This is a genomic window from Marinobacter sp. THAF197a (assembly GCF_009363275.1).
In the GTDB taxonomy this organism is placed as follows: domain Bacteria; phylum Pseudomonadota; class Gammaproteobacteria; order Pseudomonadales; family Oleiphilaceae; genus Marinobacter.
Map to the genome: position 1 here is coordinate 3,989,725 of NZ_CP045324.1, position 20,714 is coordinate 4,010,438.

Annotated in this window: 16 protein-coding genes; 8 read left to right on the forward strand and 8 right to left on the reverse strand. The window is 59.8% G+C overall.

Annotated elements, in window-relative coordinates:
• Positions 1-16 precede the first annotated feature (16 nt).
• The gene (locus FIV08_RS18405) at positions 17-289 is read left to right on the forward strand and encodes an HU family DNA-binding protein (protein WP_058090771.1); all 273 of its coding nucleotides are present in this window, start codon (positions 17-19) and stop codon (positions 287-289) included.
• A gap of 65 nt (positions 290-354) precedes the next feature.
• Here the strand turns inward: FIV08_RS18405 and FIV08_RS18410 are convergent, their stop codons facing one another.
• From FIV08_RS18410 to gshB, 8 genes are all read right to left on the reverse strand, one after another.
• Positions 355-1,374: a putative solute-binding protein gene (locus tag FIV08_RS18410; RefSeq protein ID WP_106696068.1), complete on the reverse strand. Its 1,020-nt coding sequence runs from the start codon at positions 1,372-1,374 to the stop codon at positions 355-357.
• Between the two features lie 206 nt (positions 1,375-1,580).
• The gene (locus tag FIV08_RS18415; protein WP_152439390.1) at positions 1,581-2,876 is read right to left on the reverse strand and encodes a dihydroorotase; all 1,296 of its coding nucleotides are present in this window, start codon (positions 2,874-2,876) and stop codon (positions 1,581-1,583) included.
• Complete coding sequence (locus FIV08_RS18420; RefSeq protein WP_061331960.1) at positions 2,873-3,892, reverse strand: aspartate carbamoyltransferase catalytic subunit; 1,020 nt, start codon at positions 3,890-3,892, stop codon at positions 2,873-2,875. The genes FIV08_RS18415 and FIV08_RS18420 overlap by 4 nt, the downstream gene beginning before the upstream one ends.
• A 25-nt stretch (positions 3,893-3,917) precedes the next feature.
• A complete protein-coding gene (gene pyrR, locus FIV08_RS18425; RefSeq protein WP_152439391.1) occupies positions 3,918-4,427 on the reverse strand; it encodes a bifunctional pyr operon transcriptional regulator/uracil phosphoribosyltransferase PyrR in 510 nt (169 codons plus the stop codon).
• A 19-nt stretch (positions 4,428-4,446) separates the two neighbouring features.
• Positions 4,447-4,878 carry a Holliday junction resolvase RuvX gene (gene ruvX, locus FIV08_RS18430; RefSeq protein ID WP_061331962.1) on the reverse strand — a complete coding sequence of 144 codons (432 nt, stop codon included), beginning with the start codon at positions 4,876-4,878 and terminating at the stop codon, positions 4,447-4,449.
• Positions 4,871-5,437, reverse strand: coding sequence for a YqgE/AlgH family protein (locus tag FIV08_RS18435; RefSeq protein WP_152439392.1), 567 nt, complete (start codon positions 5,435-5,437; stop codon positions 4,871-4,873). Before FIV08_RS18435 ends, ruvX begins: the two co-directional genes overlap by 8 nt.
• Entirely contained in the window at positions 5,434-6,300 is an 867-nt protein-coding gene (locus tag FIV08_RS18440; protein WP_152439393.1) for an energy transducer TonB, read from the reverse strand. The genes FIV08_RS18435 and FIV08_RS18440 overlap by 4 nt, the downstream gene beginning before the upstream one ends.
• Before the next feature lie 46 nt (positions 6,301-6,346).
• Positions 6,347-7,300 carry a glutathione synthase gene (gene gshB / locus FIV08_RS18445; RefSeq protein WP_152439394.1) on the reverse strand — a complete coding sequence of 318 codons (954 nt, stop codon included), beginning with the start codon at positions 7,298-7,300 and terminating at the stop codon, positions 6,347-6,349.
• 291 nt (positions 7,301-7,591) lie between these two features.
• Here gshB and pilG point away from each other — a divergent pair, with 291 nt between their 5' ends.
• From pilG to FIV08_RS18480, 7 genes are all read left to right on the forward strand, one after another.
• Positions 7,592-7,984 carry a twitching motility response regulator PilG gene (pilG, locus tag FIV08_RS18450; protein WP_044388924.1) on the forward strand — a complete coding sequence of 131 codons (393 nt, stop codon included), beginning with the start codon at positions 7,592-7,594 and terminating at the stop codon, positions 7,982-7,984.
• Between the two features lie 32 nt (positions 7,985-8,016).
• Positions 8,017-8,379, forward strand: a complete 363-nt coding sequence (gene pilH / locus FIV08_RS18455) for a twitching motility response regulator PilH (RefSeq protein WP_011787171.1) — start codon at positions 8,017-8,019, stop codon at positions 8,377-8,379.
• Between the two features lie 20 nt (positions 8,380-8,399).
• Positions 8,400-8,945 carry a chemotaxis protein CheW gene (locus tag FIV08_RS18460; protein WP_152439395.1) on the forward strand — a complete coding sequence of 182 codons (546 nt, stop codon included), beginning with the start codon at positions 8,400-8,402 and terminating at the stop codon, positions 8,943-8,945.
• Positions 8,946-9,039: 94 nt separating this feature from the next.
• Complete coding sequence (locus FIV08_RS18465; protein ID WP_172972302.1) at positions 9,040-11,115, forward strand: methyl-accepting chemotaxis protein; 2,076 nt, start codon at positions 9,040-9,042, stop codon at positions 11,113-11,115.
• A 27-nt stretch (positions 11,116-11,142) separates the two neighbouring features.
• Positions 11,143-12,042, forward strand: a complete 900-nt coding sequence (locus FIV08_RS18470; protein WP_152439396.1) for a CheR family methyltransferase — start codon at positions 11,143-11,145, stop codon at positions 12,040-12,042.
• 11 nt (positions 12,043-12,053) lie between these two features.
• A complete protein-coding gene (locus FIV08_RS18475) occupies positions 12,054-19,661 on the forward strand; it encodes an Hpt domain-containing protein (RefSeq protein WP_152439397.1) in 7,608 nt (2,535 codons plus the stop codon).
• A complete protein-coding gene (locus tag FIV08_RS18480) occupies positions 19,661-20,713 on the forward strand; it encodes a chemotaxis protein CheB (protein WP_152439398.1) in 1,053 nt (350 codons plus the stop codon). The genes FIV08_RS18475 and FIV08_RS18480 overlap by 1 nt, the downstream gene beginning before the upstream one ends.
• The last annotated feature ends 1 nt before the right edge of the window (position 20,714 follow it).

The window sequence follows — 20,714 nt, forward strand, 5'->3', positions numbered from 1 at the left end:
CAAACAGGAGTATCCGATGCGCAAACCAGAGCTTGCCGCCGCCATTGCCGATAAAACCGGCCTGACCCGGGAAAAAGCCAGCGAAGTTATCAACGCCTTTACCGATCAGCTGTCTGCGGCAGCGGCCCGGGGTGAAGACACAACGCTCATTGGCTTCGGCACCTTCAGCATTCGCTCCCGCGAGGCTCGCACCGGCCGCAACCCGCAAACCGGCGCCACCATCCAGATCCCCGCCAGCAAGACCGTCGGGTTCAAGGCCGGCAAGGCCCTGAAAGACGCGATCCGTTAACCGGATCCGGCCCGCCAACCGGCGGGCCAGCTCCTGCCTGACAGGCCCAGCAACGCCCTTCAGACTTAAGACGCACACTCCGAACGCGAACCGTCCACCCGGCAACGAATGGCACGCATCAGTTTGATCGCACGCTCGTCATACACGCCATCCTCCAGCAGAGACAGCCTCACCTGGCGCAGCATCCGGTCGTACTCCGCCACATCTTCCTGGGGCGGGTGCATCCATACCTCTTCGGGAATGCCAGCTTCTGCCTCGGCGATGATCTCGTAGGCCTGATCAATCCGCTTGATCGATTCATCGCGCACCATCTGGCCCGCATCATCCGGGAACCGGTCTCGATGGATGATGACCTGGAAGTTCATGTACCCCAGAGCATATTTGAACACGCCACCCTTGGTGTTAACGCCCTTGTACAATTCCAGTGGCTGATAGGCCACCGCCGGGGCGTAGGCCAGATCCACGCTGCCATTGTTGAACTTGCCGGCAAAGTTGGCGGAATTGGAGCCCACCACTGACGCGCCTACATGGCGAACCATGCGCACCGACGCACTGTCATAATCCAGGGTGGCGATGCGCTTGCCCTGGAGCTTTTCAACCGAGTCGACGTTGCGATCACGGGTGTGGAGGTAGATGGCACCACCGGGGAATACACCGGCCACCTCGTAGGGTCCTTCAACCAGGAACTGGCGCGCCTGGGGTTGGCTCAGGGTGTTGTACAGCAGGCGCATTTCCTGCTCGCCAGGGACGGCACCCATGGCCTCCAGGCTGCCGGTAAATTTATTGAACTCTCGGGCGCGAGTGCCCGTGAGCAGCACCGCGTCGCACTGGCCTGCCTTGAAGTCTTCGGCGGCAACCTTTTCATCGGTGTAAGCCCGCAGGTTCAGCCTGATGCCTCGCTGCATGGCGACCGGCTGGAACTCTTTGGTAATGGCAAACAGCGGGCCGTTGGCGCCCACGGGATCGAACACGCAAAAGCTGCGCTCGAGAATCTCGGTTTCGGCTTTCGCCAGAGCAGGGGTTACCAGGGTGGCGCACAAAGCAGCCGCCATGGCAATACGGCGGGATAGACTGACTGATTTCACGGGATGACTCCTGAATTATTATTGTCGGACACCGGCACAGCAGGCCGCCGGCATTTTCCGTCGTCCTTTTGATGACCATAAGTGGCCGAGCCATAGAATACGTTGGCTCAGGTGCCTCTCTTCAAGGGTTTTTCAGCAAAAACAGGGTAATCTGTGATGGCGTCGACAGAGGTTGGCTAACCTCTGCCGCATTTTCCGCAGTGTCACTACTGCCAGGCGGTCCGTCCGCCAACCAGCGTCAGCTTCATTAACCCCGGCAGCTCACATCCGAATCGGGGGGCATGGTGTCCGGCTGACACCAGGGTAGATGGGGACGGCACCCAATGGCCTTTGGGGTCGAAAATGCACAGGTCTGCAGCCAAACCCTCAGCCAGCTCCCATTCCCGGCCCAAAACCCGGGATGGACCAAGGGTCAGCGCAGACAGCAGATCCGTCATCTCAAGTTCACCAGCCGCCACCAACCCCAACCCCAGGGACAATACGCTCTCGATACCGGACAGACCAGGTTCGGTCGCCGGCAGTGGCGCCTGCTTGGCGGCGCTGTCGTGGGGCTGATGCTGGCTGACGATGGCATCAATCACACCCTCGCGAACGCCTGCCAGCAGCGCCCGGCGATCAGTCTCGGAACGCAGCGGCGGGCGCACGTGAAAACGGCTATCAAAGCCCGCCAGTGCGTCTTCGGTATAAACCAGCTGATGCATGGCGACATCGGCAGTCACCTGGATTCCCCTTTTCCGGGCCTCCGCCAGCATCTCGACGCTGCGGCCACAGGACAACTGGCTCAGGTGCAGTCGTACCCCGGTCTCCTCCGCCAGCAACAGCATTTCCATAACCGCAGCCGTCTCCGCTACTTCCGGGATGCCCAGCAGGCCCAGGCGAGTCGCTACCTGACCATCGTGAGCGTAGCCGTCCGCGGCCAGAGCCTGGTTCTCCGGACTGAACATCACTGTCAGGTCAAAGGTCTGGGCATAGGCCATGCACCGGCGCAGAATCCGGGCGTTGCGCACCCCACGGGAACCGTTCCCCACTGCCACGCAACCGGCGTTCTTCAGGCCCGCCATATCACTGAGCAAGTCACCTTCCAGGCCACGGGTAATCGCTCCAACGGGCAACACATTCACCACACCACGGGTTGCAGCACCTTCACGAATCAGATGGGTCACGGCGCTGGAATCATTGACCGGAGAGGTTTCCGGGCTGGCGCAAACCGTGGTGAAACCACCGTGGGCGGCTGCCCGGGTTTCCGAGGCAATATTGCCCTTCTGACCATTACCGGGTTCCCGAAGGTTGCAACACAAATCCACAAACCCCGGGGAAATCACACAGCCACTGGCGTCAACACTCCGGGCTGCATCGGCCTGCTGCGCCTCAGAGCCGACGGCGGCAATTTTTCCGTCGCGAACCAACAGCCCGGGGTTGTCGGTCAATTGCCCATGAGCATTGAACAGGGTGCCACCGGTAATCACCAGGCTGGTGCTGTTATCTTGCTGGCTGCCACTCATGCCCGGTGTCCCTCGCTGTCTGTCTGTTTTTGCTGTCGCTCTGCCATTTGCCCACCCATCGCCATGGACATGACCGCCATCCGGATGGCGATGCCGTTGGTCACCTGGTTCAGAATCACCGATTGGGGACCATCCGCCACCGCCGACTCGATCTCGACACCGCGGTTGATGGGACCCGGGTGCATCACAATGCAGTCCGGCCTGGCCAGCGCCAGCTTCTCCTGATTCAAGCCATACAGGCGGTAGAACTCCCGCTCGCTGGGCAGCAGTGCCCCTTCCATACGTTCCTTTTGCAGCCTCAGCATGATCACCACGTCCAGGTCTTTCATGCCACGGGCCATGTCATATTCCACGGTGCAGCCGAGATCTTCCACATCCCTGGGCAACAGGGTACCGGGGGCAATCACCCGCACCTCTTCTGCGCCCAGTTCGTTCAGGGCTCGAATCTGGGAGCGGGCCACCCGGGAGTGTAATACGTCGCCAACAATCGCCACTTTCAGGCCTTCAAAACGCCCCTTGTGCTGACGAATGGTGAGCATGTCGAGCATCGCCTGGGTTGGGTGGGCATGCCTGCCATCGCCCGCATTGATGATGGCCACGCCCGGGGTCACGCTTTCGGCAATAAAGTGCGGCGCCCCGCTCTGGGAATGCCGCACCACGAACATGTCGCTGGCCATGGCCTCCAGATTGAGCAGGGTGTCAGACAGGGATTCCCCCTTGGAGGTGGCCGAGGTGTTGATGTCCAGGTTCAGCACATCAGCAGACAGCCGCTTGGCGGCAAGCTCGAAGGTGCTGCGGGTGCGGGTACTGGATTCGAAGAACAGGTTAACGACCGTGCGGCCCCGCAACAGCGGTACCTTCTTGATACTGCGTTCGCCCACCTCGATGAAGGAATCGGCGGTATCCAATATGTCGGTCAGCAGCTCCCGGCCCAGGCCGTCCAGGGTGAGGAAATGCCGCAACTGACCATCCCGGGTCAGCTGCAAGTGGTTCGGGGAGGGATCGTTTGCGGTCATGGCTCGCCTGTCGTCAATTGGGGTGTTACTGCCCGGAGTCCTGAAGTTCGATACGCAACGGGTCGGGGCCGCGCAACTTGATGCGCTGATGCGCTTCCAGCGCCAGGGAGTGGCCGACCACATCGGGCTGAATCGGCAGTTCCCGGGCACCCAGGTCAATCAAGGTGGCCAGTATGATACTGGCAGGACGGCCGTAATCGAAGATCTCATTCATCGCGGCACGAATGGTCCGCCCGCTCATGATCACATCATCGATCAGGATGATGTCACGGCCTTCGGTGTCAAAAGGCAGGCTGGAGGGCTTCACTTTCGGGTTCAGGCCAATGCGACTGAAGTCGTCCCGATAAAAGGAAATATCCAGTTCACCAAACGGCTGTTCTATACCCAGGCGTTTGCCAATGACATCGGCCAGCCAGACGCCACCGGTGCGAATGCCAATCAGCACAGGGTTGTCGATACCACGTTGCTCCAGAATCCGGCGTAACCCGGTTTCCAGTTCATCCAGCAACTGGTTGATATCCATCAATGCGGTCATCAGAGCCTCATCAGTCAGATCAGCCGGCCTGTTCCCGGCACCAGGTTTCCAATATCAGTACTGCGGCACGGTCATCCACCCCGTGGCGACCAAAATCACGGCTGCCACCGGCAGCCATCACATCGCCCTTGGCTTCAAAGCTGGTCAGTCGCTCATCCACCATCTCTACCGGCACATGAAAACGACCGTGCAGGCGCTTGCCAAATTTGCGGGCCCGGGCACACATGTCATTCTCGGTATCATCCATATTCAGTGGTAACCCGACCAGTACGACATCCGGCTGCCATTCCGCCAGAAGTTTCTCGACCTGCTGCCAGTCCGGGATACCGTCCCTCGCCGGGATCATGGCCAGGGGCTGGCCGGTGCCGAGCAGTTCCTGACCGGAAGCGACACCGATGCGACGGGTTCCGAAATCAAAGGCCAGCAGCCTGCGGTTACCTTGTTCAGGCATGGCCCACCGAATCGCTGAGCTGGTTCAGATCAACCCCAATCAACCTGAGTACCGCTTCATAACGCTGGCTGACCGGCGTCCGGAACAGGATATCGGTGCTGGCCGGGCAGGTCAGCCAGGCGTTGCTGCCGAGTTCTTCTTCCAACTGCCCTTCACCCCAGCCCGAATAACCCAGAGCCACCAGAAACTCGTCCGGTCCCTCATCGCGACCAATACTTTCCAGAATATCCCGGGAGGTGGTGAGCAGAACGTCATCGGTCACCAGTGCGGTACTTTGCCATTGCCGGCCAGGTGAGTGGAGCACAAAACCCCGTTCCGGCTGCACCGGGCCACCGGTGAACACCGGCAGATCCAGCTCACCGCCATGCATGTCCAGCTGCTCGAGGATTTCTCCCAGATGGATATCCAGCGGCTGATTGATCATCAGCCCCAGGGCCCCTTCTTCGGAATGCTCACAGAGGTAAATAACGCCGCCATGGAAACGGGGGTCGGCGAGCCACGGTGACGCCACCAGAAAGTGGTGCCTGAGATTACCGTCGGTTTGCTTGGACGCTGTCATCCGGATGTAAGCCCCCGCTGCTGGAACGACCAGGTACGTATGATCTCCAGTTCGTCCACTTCCTGCTGCATCTCTTCCGGGAAGGGTGCAAAGGGCGCGGCCATGCGCACAATGCGAATGGCGGCATCATCAAGTACCGTGCTGCCGGACGACTGGAGTATCGCCACTTCCTTGATTGTGCCATCTTTGCGCAGAGAAACCAGCATACGCAGATTTCCGTAGATTCCGGCCTGCCTCGCTTCAGTCGGATAATTGATGTTGCCCACCCGGGTAACCTTGTTTACCCAGTTCTGAACGTACCAGGCATTGCTTGACCTGAGGGTGGAGGCCGCCGTCACCCGCATGACCCTGGGCTTGCGGGCATAGGCTTGCTGCTGGGCATCAAACCGGGCTTCCAGGCTGGCAATTTCCAGGCTCCGCTCCATCAGGCTTTTGCGCTCACTGCGCGGCAGCGGTTCCGGCTCGGGTTCCGACCGGTCCTCGGGCTGCTCTACCCGCCGACTGGCCGTGGCTTCAGTCTGGACCACCGCGCGCTCTTCCCTGGGTTGAGGTTGCGTGGTGGTCTGGGGCTCCGGCTGCACCTGGGCCATTTCGGGCTGGCTGATTTCCGCCGGTTCCGGCGTGGTCATCTCCATCGCCTCTTCTTCTGTCCCGCTGCCCTGCTGGCTGGTCTGGGCCAGAAAATCCGCCTGCTCGGGCGCCTGTTCATCATCAAATTGAGAGAGCGTAATCTCCATGGTCTGGGCAGACGAACGGGGAGACTCCGGAGCAAAGGTAATGCCCAGAACCACAATGGCATGCACCGCCAACGCCATGAACAGCGTGAAGGACAACCGGTCGAAATCGCTTACCTGAACTGCCATTACCTTTCCCGAAAGTTTATCTGCAACTGCCTGGAGGAAGCCTGACTCAGCTCTGGCCCAGGCGCCGATCAATGGCATCCATCAGCATGCCGGCAATGTCGATGCCAAAGGCCGCATCCAGTTCGCGGATACAGGTTGGACTGGTGACATTGATCTCGGTGAGGTAATCGCCGATCACATCCAGCCCGACAAACATCAGCCCCTTCTCCTTGATCACCGGGGCTACCCGGGCACAGATTTCCCGATCCCGCGCGGTCAGCTCACGCCCCTCACCGCGTCCGCCGGCCGCCAGGTTGCCGCGATTTTCACCCTGGGATGGAATTCGCGCAAGGGCGTAAGGCACCGGCTCGCCCTCAATCAGCAGAATCCGCTTGTCGCCGTCGGTGATTTCCGGAATGAATTTCTGCGCCATCGCCTGGTGGGCGCCATGGTTGGTCAGGGTTTCAATGATCACCCCAAGGTTCGCATCGTTTTCCCTGACCCGGAAAATCGACCGGCCGCCCATGCCATCTACCGGTTTCATAATGATGTCACCATGCTCGGCATAGAACTCCCGGAAACGCTGGGAGGAACGGGTGACGATCAACGGCGGAGTAAGATCCTCGAACTGGGTAGCAAACAGCTTCTCGTTACAATCCCGCAGCGTGGCCGCCGGATTGACCACCAGCGCACCCTGCTGTTCAGCAGCCCCCAATATATAGGTGGCCATCAGAAACTCACGATCCACCGGCGGATCCTTGCGCATCAGAATCACATCCAGATCGCCCAGGGCCCGGTCCTGGCTGGAGCCAAAGCTGAACCAGTTTTCCGGGTCCAGATGCACGGTGAGATTGCGGGTGTGGGCACGGGCCTGGCCACCCGCCAGGTACAGATCGTGCTGCTCCATGTACTCGATCTGCCAACCCCGTTTCTGGGCCGCCAGCAACATCGCCAGCGAACTGTCTTTCTTGAAGCTGATGTCTTCTATGGGATCCATTACGATCCCGAGCCGGACTGTCATCAGAGTCTCCTGGAATTTCGATGTGAAAACACGAACCGGTCAGCAGAGCGAACCAGCCATAAAGTGCTATGCTAAAAATGGTATTGTACCCGAGCCTTGATTGCACCCGGTGAAAATCACAGTTAAATCCGTGACGGCACAGGCAGAAGTACATTTGGTCACAAACTAATACTTTTTATCCGGTCATCAATACTCTATAAATGAGCGGGGTTTATAGAACAACCTTAAGGTTTGTGTTAAAACCCCCGTTTGAAAATAACGACAGTCGCTAGAGCGCAAGGCAGTTGGACAATGGATGACAACTTCGAGAATCTGAAGATCATGGTGATTGACGACAGCAAGACCATTCGTCGCACCGCAGAAACCCTTCTCAAAAAGGTCGGTTGTGAGGTCATCACCGCCACTGACGGCTTTGACGCTCTGGCCAAGATTGCCGATTCCCAGCCGGACATCATTTTTGTTGATATCATGATGCCCCGACTGGATGGCTACCAGACCTGCGCACTTATCAAGAACAATTCCTCTTTCAAAAAGACGCCGGTTATCATGCTCTCGAGCAAGGACGGCCTTTTCGACAAGGCAAAAGGCCGAATCGTTGGCTCGGACCAGTATCTGACCAAACCGTTCAGCAAGGATGAACTGCTTAATACTATTCGCCAGTACGTCCCACAGGCGCAACAGTAAACCTGCTGACACCAGTAATTATCGAGGAAAACATGGCCCGCATCCTGATTGTTGACGACTCGCCAACAGAAGTTAAGAAGATTTCCACCATCCTGGAAAAACACAAGCACGAAGTGCTGACCGCCGACAACGGTGCAGACGGCGTGGCCAAAGCCCGCGCGGAAACTCCGGATCTGGTGCTGATGGACGTGGTCATGCCTGGCCTGAACGGCTTTCAGGCCACTCGCCAGCTCACTCGCGCGCCAGAAACGGCGTCCATTCCGGTTGTGATTGTCACCACCAAGGATCAGGAAACCGACCGCGTGTGGGGAACCCGCCAGGGTGCCAAGGGTTACCTGGTCAAGCCGGTTAACGAAGACGACCTGATCAAAACAATCAACAGCCTGATTGCCTGATCCCTAACCGTGGAGTAAGCATGTCCGCCCAGGCCGCCCCTTTTGCCGTTCTGACGGATATCGCCCAGCGCAGCCGGTCATTAGCCGCCGGCCTTCCGGAACAACAGGAAGCCGTTGAACTGTGGAACGGCATCGGTTTTATTCTGGCGGGTGAGCGTTATGTCGCACCCATGGGTGAAGTCACCGAAATCCTGCACGTCCCCCGGTTTACCCACATTCCGGGGGTTCGCTCGTTTTTGATGGGTGCCGCCAATGTCCGCGGCCGCCTTCTGCCCCTGGTTGACCTCGCCGGCTTCTTCGACGTTCCCCGATCCTCCCGCAGTATGCGCGAGCGTCGTGTATTGGTGATCGAAGAAGGCGATGTGTTCAGCGGCCTGGTGGTCGATTCCGTGCTGGGCATGCAGTACTTTGCAAAAGACAGTTTCAGGGCCACTCCCGAGGGGGTGGCCGACAGCATTCGTCCGTTCGTGACCGGTGGTTATGAGCGTAACGAGGAGGTCTGGAAAGTGTTCTCTGCCGCCGACCTGGTGGAAGATGAGCGTTTTCTCGATGTCGCACAGTGGTAGGGGTGAGAGTACTGGCAGGAACATCACCCTGACCGTCTGAAACCCGTTACAACAACTTGCCATTTCCAGAAAGAAAGAGGCCGGGAGCCAGAAAATGAAAAACAGAGCCGGAAGACTCAGCATGGGACAGGGAGGCAACAGACTGGTTGCTGGCCTGATCGCTGCGCTGATTGCACTCACCGTCCTGCTCGTTGTGGTCCTGTTCATTATCAATACGGACAGCCAGAACGATCAGGAATACATCGCCAACACCGCCGAAATGCGGGTGCTCTCCCAGGAGATCGCGAAGAACGCTACTGAAGCCGCCGGCGGTACCGCCGAAGCCTTCAACCAGCTTCGTCGCTCCAGGGATGACTTCCAGCAGCTCTGGTCATTCGTCTCAGAAGGTAATCCGGCCACCGGCCTGCCTGCCAGTGAAATGGCGCAAGGCAGCGGTGTTCAGCAGAACTGGAACACAGTTCGGGATAACGCCGACAGCATCCTGTCTACCCGGGATGCCGTACTTGGCCTGCATGAAGTAGCCCGTACCCTGAACGAAACCATTCCCCAGTTGCAGGTGGAGTACGATGACATCGTACAGATCCTGCTCGACAACAACGCACCGGCGGAGCAGATCGCCCTGGCACAGCGCCAGTCGCTGCTGGCGGAACGTATCGTGCGTTCGGTCAACAACGTACTGTCCGGTGACGAAGATGCCGTTATCGCTGCTGACCGCTTCGGCCGTGACGCCAGCCTGTTCGGCCGGGTACTGGACGGCCAGCTCAATGGCAACCCGGCCATGGGCATCTCCCGAGTCGCCGATGAAGACGCCATCTATGGTCTGGAGGCCGTAGACGAGCTGTTCGAATTCGTTTCCCAGAACGTAGATGCGATCCTTGAAGCCTCTCCCGACCTCTTCAAGGTTCGTACCGCTGCCAGCGACATCTTCCAGAACTCAGAGATCCTGCTTTCCGAGCTCTCCGTTCTTGCCGACGGTTTTGCCCGTCAGTCCAGCTCCCGATTCATCAGCCCGACTCTGGCCTTCTTCCTGCTGGCTGCCATGGTAGCCATCGTAGTGGTCATCGGTGTGGCCCTGTATCGCGATGCCCAGGCCCGCCTGTCTGCGACCCAGGAACAGAACGAACAGAACCAGAACGCGATCCTGCGACTGCTGGACGAACTGGCCGACCTGGCTGACGGTGACTTGACCACCGAAGCCACAGTAACCGAGGACTTCACCGGTGCCATCGCTGACTCTATCAACTACGCGATCGACCAGATGCGCGGACTGGTACAGGCGATTCGTGGCACGGCGGTACGGGTAGCCTCAGCCGCCCAGGAAACCCAGGCCACGGCCATGCACCTGGCCGATGCATCCGAGCACCAGGCCCAGGAAATTGCCGGCGCCTCCGCTGCGGTTAACGAGATGGCGGTGTCCATCGACCAGGTATCTTCCAACGCTGCGGAATCCTCAGCGGTTGCGGAGCGGTCGGTTGCGATCGCCAAGAAAGGCGCGGAAGTGGTACAGAACACCATCCGCGGCATGGACAACATCCGTGAGCAGATCCAGGAAACCTCCAAGCGGATCAAGCGACTGGGTGAATCCTCCCAGGAAATCGGTGACATCGTATCGCTGATCAACGACATCGCCGACCAGACCAACATCCTGTCTCTGAACGCTGCGATCCAGGCCTCCATGGCCGGTGACGCGGGCCGGGGCTTCGCGGTGGTTGCGGACGAAGTTCAGCGACTGGCGGAACGCTCCTCTGCAGCTACCAAGCAGATCGAAGCGCTGGTTAAGACGATCCAGTCGGATACCAACGAAGCCGTTATCTCCATGGAACACACCACCGCCGAGGTGGTCCGTGGTGCTCGCCTGGCACAGGATGCGGGTATCGCCCTCGAGGAAATCGAGAACGTATCCATGTCTCTGGCGGAACTGATCCAGAATATCTCCAACGCGGCACGTCAGCAGTCGTCCTCTGCGGCGCACATTTCCAACACGATGAACGTCATCCAGGAAATCACCTCGCAGACCTCGTCCGGTACCAACGCCACCGCGAAGTCTATCGGTAACCTGGCTGAGATGGCCTCTGAACTGCGGTCCTCCGTTGCCGGCTTCACCCTGCCAGACGAAGAGCTTGCGGATCAGGAGCAAGAGGAAGACAACGACGTTCCGGTGGTCAGCTGATCACCGGCCCGGGGCGAATGACGGTTTATGGCTCAGATGCATAACCAGCTGTCACCCGCCGAAGGTATTTGGGCACTGCGCCGACTCCCGGATATGGACGAGGCGCAGTTTAGCCAGTGGCAAACCCTGCTGGAGCATCGCACCGGCATCACCCTGACGGCCGAACGCCGTTCGTTCCTGGAAACCAATCTGGGCATACGAATGCGGGAAATCGGCTGCAGCAGCTACCAGGCCTACTACGAGAAAATCGTCAACGGCCCGGATGCTGTCAGGGAATGGGCAACACTGGTTGATCGTCTGACGGTTCAGGAAACCCGGTTTTTCCGGGACCCTGACGCCTTCCGGCTGGTAGCAGACTACGTTCTGACCCGCCCCAGGGAACAGTTCAGAAAACGTGCCCTGGAAGCCTGGAGTGTTGGCTGCTCAACCGGCGAAGAGCCCTACACCCTGGCGATGATCCTGAACGAATGCATGGGGCAACTGGCACTGCAGCCCCTGTTTGGCGTCACCGGCTCCGACATCAGCCTGCCCGCCATCGAAAAGGCACGGCAGGGCCAGTTCAATGCCCGCAAGTTGCTGGGCATGGAAGAAGACATGAAGGCCCGGTATTTCCGTCCATCAGAACGGAATACCGTTGAGATTGTGAACAGCATCCGTGACCGCGTCTGTTTTACCAGGCTCAATGTCCTGGACCTGGACAAGGCACCGATGCACGGCATGAACATTATCTTCTGCCAGAACCTGCTGATCTACTTCCGCCGCTGGCGCCGGCGGGAAATTGTCAAACGGCTCGCAGAGCGTCTGGCACCGGGGGGATTACTGGTCCTTGGCCAGGGTGAACTGACCGACTGGCAGCCACCGGGCCTGCAGAGGGTTCCCTCGGAACATGTGCTGGCGTGGATCAAACGTCAGTCCGACGAAGAATAACCGGAGTGGTTATGGGCAATCACCATGACAGTATCGCCCTCGACTGGGTTCGGGGCGAAATACAGGACACGCTGACCCAAGGCCAGCATGCACTTGAAGCGTACGTCGATAATCGTGACGATACCGCGCGCCTGCGCTTCTGCCTGAACTACCTCCATCAGGTACACGGTACCCTGCAGATGGTGGAGCTCTACGGTGCGGCATTGCTCACCGAAGAGATGGAAAAGCTGACCCAGGCCGTCCTGAACGAAACCGTCACCAATGTTGACGAAGCCGTTGATGTACTGATGCAGGCCATCCTGCAGTTGCCCCAGTACCTCGAACACCTCGGCAGCAGCCGTGATGATTTTCCGATGGTGTTGCTGCCGCTACTGAACGATCTCCGGGCCGCCCGTGGCGAAGCCCTTCTGTCGGACACCTCACTGTTCAAGCCAGACCTCAGCCCCTCCCGAATCCGGGTAGGCAGCAAGGTCTCCGAGCGGCTGCACGACCCCAAGGTTCTCGGCCATCTGCGCAAGCTGCGGCAGATGTACCAGTTTGCCCTTGCCGGCGTGGTTCGGGAGGCCGACCTGGCCGCCCATTTTGATTACATGCAGAAGGTCATCCAGCGGCTGATTCGCCTGTGCCAGAAAACACCGCGCGGTGAACTCTGGAAAGCCGCCAGCGCCTTTGTGGAAACCCTTCGGGCCAACGTGAACCCGGTCAATACCGCGGTCAAATCCTTGTTGCGGGAACTCGACGCCGAGATTCGCCGGCTGACCGACGAGCACGCCGACATCTTGCAACAGCCGGTACCGGAAGCCCTGTTCAAGCACCTGCTGTATTACGTTGCCCGGGCTCGCGACCTGGACAGCCCGCAGGTCAACGCACTCCGGGACGCCTATCAGCTGAACAGCGCGTTGCCGTCCGAAGACGACGTTGACGCAGCCCGTACCCGCGTGTCCGGGCCAGGCCGTGATGCCATTCATTCCGTTGTCAGCGCCCTGAACGAAGAACTGGCCCGCCTGAAAGACCAGCTCGATCTGTTCGTGCGCGCCGAACTGCGCCAGAACACCGAGCTTGACGAGCTGCTGCCAGGCCTGCGCCAGGTTGCCAATACCCTCGCCGTTCTGGGCCTTGGCATTCCCCGCAAGGTGGTGACCGAACAGGTTGAACTGGTCGAAAAGCTCTGTGGCCAGGCAGAGCCCGCCGACGATGGCACCCTGATGGACATTGCCGGAGCCCTGCTTTACGTCGAAGCCAGCCTTGCTGGTCTGGACAGCGACCGGCGAACTGACGTCGAGGCCAGCAGTCAGGATGGCGAACGCCCCAACATGGGCAGTCTCGAGTTGGGCGACGCCAGTGAAGCCCTGCTCCGGGAGTCTCGCAACACCCTCGAGCAGGTCAAGTCGGCCATCGTCAACTTCATCGCCTCGCAATGGGATACCCGGGAAATCGACCATGTTCCCGGCCTGTTGCACAGCATTCGCGGCGGGCTGAGCCTGGTACCGCTGGATCGCGTGGCAGACATGCTGGCCTCGGCTGAGCGCTACGTTTCCGATGTCTTGCTGAGCAACAAACAGGTGCCTGACTGGAAACAGCTGGACACCCTGGCCGATGCCGTCACCAGTATCGAATACTACCTGGAGCGCCTGGCGGAAGGCATCAGCGACAACGATTCCATTCTGAGGGTGGCCGAAGACAGCCTGGCCGGACTTGGCTTCCCGGTTGGCCAGGAGCCAACCTGGAACCTCGACCAGCAAGAGAGCGAGCCTCTCGCCGTGCCGGAGGTGGATGTTCAGGAACCGGCCGAAGCACCGGAGGCCGCCAAGGCTTCGGATGATGAACTGGTCGATGACGAAATTCTGGGTATCTTCGTGGAGGAAGCCGAAGAGGTTCTCCAGACCATCCATGAATTCTATCCACGACTGCGCCAGAGCCACGACGATCGCGAGGCGTTAACCGAAGTGCGCCGGGCGTTCCACACCCTCAAAGGCAGTGGCCGCCTGGTAGGCGCTTCCAGCCTTGGCGAACTGGCCTGGTCGGTAGAGAACCTGCTCAACAGGGTGATTGATCAGACCATCAAACCAAGCGACGAACTGTTTGCACTGGTGGATGAAGTCAACAGCCGGATTCCGTCACTGATTAACGAGTTCCGGGATGGCCATAGCAGCGGTGATGTCGCGGAGCTGATCGAACGGGCCGAAGCCCTGGCCACCACACGCCGGGCCGAGGCAGAGGAAGCCCCTGAACCAGCTGAATCACCAGAAACTGCCGAAGCCAGTGCCGGCCCTGAAACGGCACAACCGGATGAGCCGCTGACGGAAGAGTTTGCAGAGCCCGCCGCCACCGAGGCCGATGACAGTGATGACCTGATCGACGATGAGATTCTGGAAATCTTCATCGAAGAAGCCGGAGAAGTGCTCGACACCATCCGCGAATACCTGCCGATGCTGCTGCGCCAGCACGACGACCGTACCGCCCTGGCGGAAGTGCGCCGCGCCTACCACACCCTGAAGGGCAGTGGCCGGATGGTTGGCGCCGAGGTGATCGGTGAACTGGCCTGGTCTGTGGAAAACATGCTCAACCGGGTTATCGACGGCAGCATTTTCATGAACGACGACGTGGCCCAACTGGTACAGGACGTGACCGATGCCGTCCCGGCGCTGGTTACTGACTTCGAGCAACGTCGCCCCGCCAGCGTCGATACCTCGGTCATGCAGGCCCGGGCAACCGCCCTGGCCAACGGCGAGATTCCGGACGCCACCTCCATGCCCCCGGCGGAAGCCGAGATAGGTGATGAAGGCCAGACAGCCCAGGATACCGGTCTGGAACACGCCGAGCCAGAATTCGATGCGGTCGCCGGTGAACCAGATCAGGACGTCGATCCCGTTCTTCTTGAGATTTTCGAGAACGAGACCGAAACCCATCTGCAAACCCTCAAGGATTATCTGGTCGCAGCCGGTGACAAGACTTCGGCTGCCTACACCGATGACCTTTCCCGGGCCCTCCACACCCTCAAGGGCAGCGCCCATACCGCCGGTATCGGCCCGATTGCCGAGGTTATTACGCCGCTGGAACGCTTTGTTAAAGAGTCCAGGGCCCAGAACAAACGTGCGGACCGGGACGTTCTGGAGCTGATCGAACAGGCCAGCCGCTACCTGACCGAGGGCCTGGCCCAACTCAGAAGCAACCCGCAAGGGTCGCTCGAGGGTACCGATGAATATCTGGCAAGACTGCAACAGATCAGCCAGCAAACCCTGCTTTCACATGCCATGTCTGACCACGAGCAGCAGTCTGAGCAGGCGCCGACGCAACTGGTTCAGCTGTTCCTCGGTGAAGGTCTGGACATTGTTCTGGACGCAGAATCGATCCTCGACGACTGGGCACAGCACCCGGAGCGCACAGACTCACTGGCCACCTTGCGTGAGGAACTGGAACAACTGACCCGGGGAGCCTCGGATGCCGGTCTGACAGACGTAGCCAACCTGGCCGCTGCCCTGACCCGCACCTACACCGCGGTCGCAGAAAACCAGCTGACACCGGGCGATGACTTCTTCGCCACCGTTCGCCCAGCCCAGGAACAACTGATCAACCTGATGGATCAAGTGGCTGCCGGTCTCGCCACCGAACCCAGCGACGGTTTGATCGAAGAGCTCGACGAACTGGCCAGCGCATCATCGCAAGCCAGTCAGGAACCAAGCGAATTCGATCAGCAGTTCACCGAGGATCTGGAAGAAATCGACCTCAGCCTCGAACTGGAAGAGCTGGACCAGGGCGCGCCCGAATCCACCGGGAGCGAGCAGCCACCGATGCCGGAACTGTCCTCGGATGACAGCGATATTGACGAGGAACTGGCGGAAATCTTCCTCGAGGAAGCCCGCGATCTGATCAACAGCACCGCCGATGCCTTGCAGAGCTGGAGCGAAGATACCGGCAACCTGGACATCCTGCGACTGCTGCAGCGTGACCTGCATACCCTTAAGGGCGGAGCACGGCTTGCCGACATCCCCTCGGTAGGCGACCTGTCCCATGAACTTGAAAACCTGTTCGAGGGGCTGACCGAGCAGAAGTTTGCCGTCACCGACACACTGTCTGATCTGCTGTTCCGTTGCCATGACCGTCTGGCAGGCATGGTAGAAGCCCTGGAAACCCAGGAGCCACCACGGCCGGCACCGGATCTGATTTCCGAGATCCACGCCTACATCGATACCGCGCGGGGCTCACGGCCGGTCACCGACGTCAGCCTCTCTGACACCGCAGAGGTGTCCGAAGACCAGGAGTTGCCGCTGCCGGAGGCTGACGAGGCACCCGAAGAGACCACTGCGGAAGACGAATTACAGGCCACAGACCTTTCACACCTTGATCCTGAGTTGGTAGGCATTTTCCTCGAGGAAGCCTATGACCTGATCAACTCCACCGGCAGCTCGTTACATGCCTGGAGCGAAGATCCATCGGATCGTGAGGTTGCCGCTGTCCTGCAACGGGAAGTACACACCCTCAAGGGTGGCGCCCGCATGGCCGGTGTCGATGCCATCGGTGACCTGACTCACGTGCTGGAAGATCTTTTCGAGAAAGTGGCGGAAGGCCAGCTCGACGCCAGCGGCGAAATGACTGACCTGCTGTTTGCCTGCCACGATCGTCTGGCTCAGATGGTTGAGCAGGTCGCCACCCAGAAGCCCTGCCCGCCGGCCGATGAATTGGTTCAGCAGGTGGAAGCGATTCTGCGGGGCGAGACCCCGGCGCCAGTACAAACCTTACCTGCCGAAGAGGTGGAGGAGACGGAAGAGCCAGGCGCCGAGGACTGGAGTCCTGAAGCCATCGCCGAGCCCGGCACTGATAACCATGAAGATCCTACAGGTGCGCTGGCAGCGGCCTCCGACGACGACCTGATTGGCATTTTCCTGGACGAAGGCCTGGAGATCCACGAAGCCATCACCGAATGCCTCGACCAGTGGCGTGAAGAACCGGACGAACTGGCCGGCATCACCCGATTGCAGCAGGAACTGCATACCCTCAAGGGTGGCGCCCGCCTGTCTGATGTCGACCCGATTGCCGACCTTGCCGAGGCCTGGTCGGACGCGCTGGATACGCTGGTCTCCGGCGGTAACGATCAACCAGGTCTGCTGACGCTTAGCGACCGGGCCCTGGCCAGCCTCAAGTCCATGCTGGATACCATTGAAGCAGGCCAGAAACCGAAGTCTGCCAGCGACCTGATTGCCGACTTCCAGGCCGCCGGCCAGGTTTCCGACGACCTGGCGGAGGCCCCGGAGGCATCCACAGAGGCCGACTCGGAAGTGGTCGATCCGGAAGTGTTGGAGATCTTCCTGGAGGAAGCCGGCGAGATCATGGACCAGCTTGAGCAGCTGCTGGATGACTGGCGCAAAGAGCCGGCCAACCATCATTTCAACCAGGAAGCGCAGCGCGCCCTGCACACCCTCAAGGGTGGTGCCAGGTTGTCGCAGCTCAGCGAATTGGGAGACAAGGCCCACGCCTTTGAAACCCGTCTGATTGACCTGGGTGGAAATGCTCCGGACGACAGCCAGTGGCAGGCGATTACCGAAGACCACGATGCTATTATTGGTTTGGTGTCGGCTATCCGCACTCGCTTTGAGTCGGGTGCACCGGTTATTACACCGTCACAGACACAGCCTGATTCAACGCAGCCAGAGCCGGCATCTGAGCCGCCAGCCGAGGTACCGGCCCCGCAACCAGAAACGCCGGCCAAACCGACCCCGGAGCAGCCCAAGCCAGCAAAAGCAGCGGCCAAGATCCGTAACAAGGCGGCCGAAGCCCAGCGAGCGGCCCAGGAAACCATCCGGGTGTCTGCGCCATTGCTGGACGAACTGGTTAACCTGGCCGGCGAGACCAGTATTACCCGGGGCCGCCTGGAGCAGCAGACCAGCGATTTCAGCCACACCCTGGATGAAATGGCCGCCACCATCGAACGTTTGCGTGAACAGCTGCGCCGGATGGATATCGAAACCGAGGCCCAGATTCTGTTCCGGGCCGAACAGGAACACGGCCCAGACTACGGCGACGACTTCGATCCGCTGGAGATGGACCGTTACTCCTCCATCCAACAGCTGTCCCGGGCACTGTCCGAGTCATCCTCTGACCTTGCCGACCTGAGGGAAACCCTGGCCGACCGGGTACGGGATACCGAAACCCTGCTGGTGCAGCAGTCCCGGATCAACACGGAACTCCAGGAAGGTCTGATGAAGACCCGGATGATTCCGTTCGCCTCGATGGTGCCACGCCTGCGTCGTATCGTGCGCCAGATCAGCGGCGAGCTGGGCAAAAAAGTGGACTTTGACGTTCGCAACGCCGAAGGCGAAATGGACCGCAATATCCTGGAGCGCATGATTGCGCCCCTGGAGCATATGCTGCGTAACGCCCTGGACCACGGCATCGAAACTCCGGAAGAGCGCAAGAAAGCCGGCAAGCCTGCCACCGGTGAAGTAACATTGTCACTGACCCGGGAAGGCGGCGATGTGGTTCTTAGGATGATCGATGACGGCAAGGGCATCCCGGCCGATGTGATCCGCGATAAAGCCGTTCGGCAGGGATTGATGCGGGCCGATGAAGACCTGTCAGAGCGGGAAATCCTGCAGTTTATCCTGCAGCCCGGCTTCTCCACCGCCCAACAAGTTACCCAGATCTCTGGCCGTGGTGTGGGTATGGATGTGGTCGGCAGCGAGATCAAGCAACTGGGCGGCAGCCTGGATATTGACTCGGCCCTGGGCCGCGGCACCACCTTTACCGTGCGCCTGCCGTTTACCGTGTCGGTGAACCGCGCCCTGATGGTCGCCACGGGTGAGGACTTCTATGCCATCCCGCTCAACACCATTGAAGGTATCGTGCGGGTCAGCACCTACGAGCTGGAAGAGTATTACAAGCCGGATGCCCCCATGTACGAATACGCCGGCCAGCAATACCGCCTGCAGTATCTGGGCAGCCTGCTGAACAGTGACCATCATCCGAAACTGCAGGGCCAGGCCTTGCCGTTACCGGTGATTCTGGTGCGCGGTGCCGAACAGCCCATGGCCTTGCAGGTAGACCACCTGATGGGCAGCCGGGAAATCGTTGTTAAATCCCTGGGGCCGCAGTTCAGTACCGTTCGCGGTGTGTCCGGCGCCACCATTCTGGGTGATGGTAACGTGGTGGTGATTCTTGACCTGCCAGCGATGATCCGTTCCGACATTCTGTCCGAACGGCAACGCCTGGCGAACCTCGAAAAAGCCCGGGAAACCAGCCGCTACGAAGAGAAAATCACCACGGTTATGGTGGTGGACGACTCGGTGACCGTGCGCAAGGTTACCTCTCGATTGCTGGAACGAAACGGCATGGAAGTCATCACCGCGAAGGACGGTCTGGATGCAGTGGCCCAGCTTCAGGATCATCGCCCGGACATCATTCTACTGGACATCGAAATGCCGCGGATGGACGGTTTCGAAGTGGCCAGTTTCGTGCGCCACGACGACAACCTGAAGGAAACGCCGATCTGCATGATCACCTCCCGGACCGGCGAGAAACACCGCGAGCGGGCATTGTCGATCGGGGTCAACGAGTATCTGGGCAAACCGTTCCAGGAAGCCGAGCTGCTTGACACCATCAAGCGGCTGACCGGGAATCAGTGATGGCCGGCCAATCTGGCCGGCCCGGGGTCGGGATTGTTTCCGATGTGGTCCTGCAACGCCACCGGTTGCAGGCCGCCACCGGTAAATTCGGCCTGGAAGTGTCATTTTCCGGCGATCCGTCCCGACTGATGGACTATCCGGAATTCCCGGATGCGTGCCTGTGGCTGGTCACTCTGGAAGACGAGGCAGACCATCCAACGCTGTTTGATCATTTGCTGGAAAATACCGACGCTCCGGTACTCTTCGGGGTTGATCAGGCGCCCAAACCCGGCAGTACCGACTATTTCCGTTGGGAACGACGGCTTGTGGACAAGCTGGAGCAGCAACTTGGCCACCTGGAGGCACTGGACACCGCCAGCGATCTGGAAGAATTGGTGGAGACCACACCGGCGCCTCATTCGGCACCGGAACTGCCTCGTTGGATTGCCCCGGCGGCGCCAGGCTCATTGGCAGAGGATGTCTGGGTGCTGGGCGCTTCCCTGGGCGGACCCGCTGCCGTCAAAACGTTTCTGGACAATCTGCCACCGGGATTGCCGGTGGGCTTTGTGTACGCGCAGCATATTGATGGCAACTTCACCGAGGTACTGACCCGGGTTCTTGGGCGACATGCCCACTACCAGCTCAAACGGGCGGAACAAGGCTACCGGGTACGAAACGGTGATGTGGTGCTGTTGCCGGTTGAGCGGGAATGGGCGTTCGACACCCAGGGCCAACTGACAGAACGCAACACTCCCTGGCCTGGTCCCTATGGCCCGTCCATCGACCAGGTCTTGCTTAACGTCGCCGATTACTACGGCAAGCGTTGCCACGCCATCCTGTTTTCCGGCATGGGCAACGATGGCGCCATTGCAGCGCCCATGCTTAAAGCCTACGGCAGTCGCATCTGGGTGCAGGAAAGCAAGAGTTGTGGCAACAGTTCGATGCCGGATTCGGTCGCCGCTACCGGCTGCAGCAGCTTCTGCGGCACACCGGAGCAACTGGCGAAGGAACTGGTGAAAACCATTGAGAACAACTGCCTGCTCAAAGGCCGGCAGAAACGGGATTCCGCCTGAG

Coding starts and splice junctions, on each gene's coding strand:
- FIV08_RS18405 (WP_058090771.1), top strand. CDS start 17: ATGCGCAAACCAGAGCTTGCCGCCGCCATTGCCGATAAAACCGGCCTG.
- FIV08_RS18415 (WP_152439390.1), bottom strand. CDS start 2,876: ATGAGTGGCAGCCAGCAAGATAACAGCACCAGCCTGGTGATTACCGGT.
- FIV08_RS18420 (WP_061331960.1), bottom strand. CDS start 3,892: ATGACCGCAAACGATCCCTCCCCGAACCACTTGCAGCTGACCCGGGAT.
- pyrR (WP_152439391.1), bottom strand. CDS start 4,427: ATGACCGCATTGATGGATATCAACCAGTTGCTGGATGAACTGGAAACC.
- ruvX (WP_061331962.1), bottom strand. CDS start 4,878: ATGCCTGAACAAGGTAACCGCAGGCTGCTGGCCTTTGATTTCGGAACC.
- FIV08_RS18435 (WP_152439392.1), bottom strand. CDS start 5,437: ATGACAGCGTCCAAGCAAACCGACGGTAATCTCAGGCACCACTTTCTG.
- FIV08_RS18440 (WP_152439393.1), bottom strand. CDS start 6,300: ATGGCAGTTCAGGTAAGCGATTTCGACCGGTTGTCCTTCACGCTGTTC.
- gshB (WP_152439394.1), bottom strand. CDS start 7,300: ATGACAGTCCGGCTCGGGATCGTAATGGATCCCATAGAAGACATCAGC.
- pilG (WP_044388924.1), top strand. CDS start 7,592: ATGGATGACAACTTCGAGAATCTGAAGATCATGGTGATTGACGACAGC.
- pilH (WP_011787171.1), top strand. CDS start 8,017: ATGGCCCGCATCCTGATTGTTGACGACTCGCCAACAGAAGTTAAGAAG.
- FIV08_RS18460 (WP_152439395.1), top strand. CDS start 8,400: ATGTCCGCCCAGGCCGCCCCTTTTGCCGTTCTGACGGATATCGCCCAG.
- FIV08_RS18465 (WP_172972302.1), top strand. CDS start 9,040: ATGAAAAACAGAGCCGGAAGACTCAGCATGGGACAGGGAGGCAACAGA.
- FIV08_RS18470 (WP_152439396.1), top strand. CDS start 11,143: ATGGCTCAGATGCATAACCAGCTGTCACCCGCCGAAGGTATTTGGGCA.
- FIV08_RS18475 (WP_152439397.1), top strand. CDS start 12,054: ATGGGCAATCACCATGACAGTATCGCCCTCGACTGGGTTCGGGGCGAA.
- FIV08_RS18480 (WP_152439398.1), top strand. CDS start 19,661: ATGGCCGGCCAATCTGGCCGGCCCGGGGTCGGGATTGTTTCCGATGTG.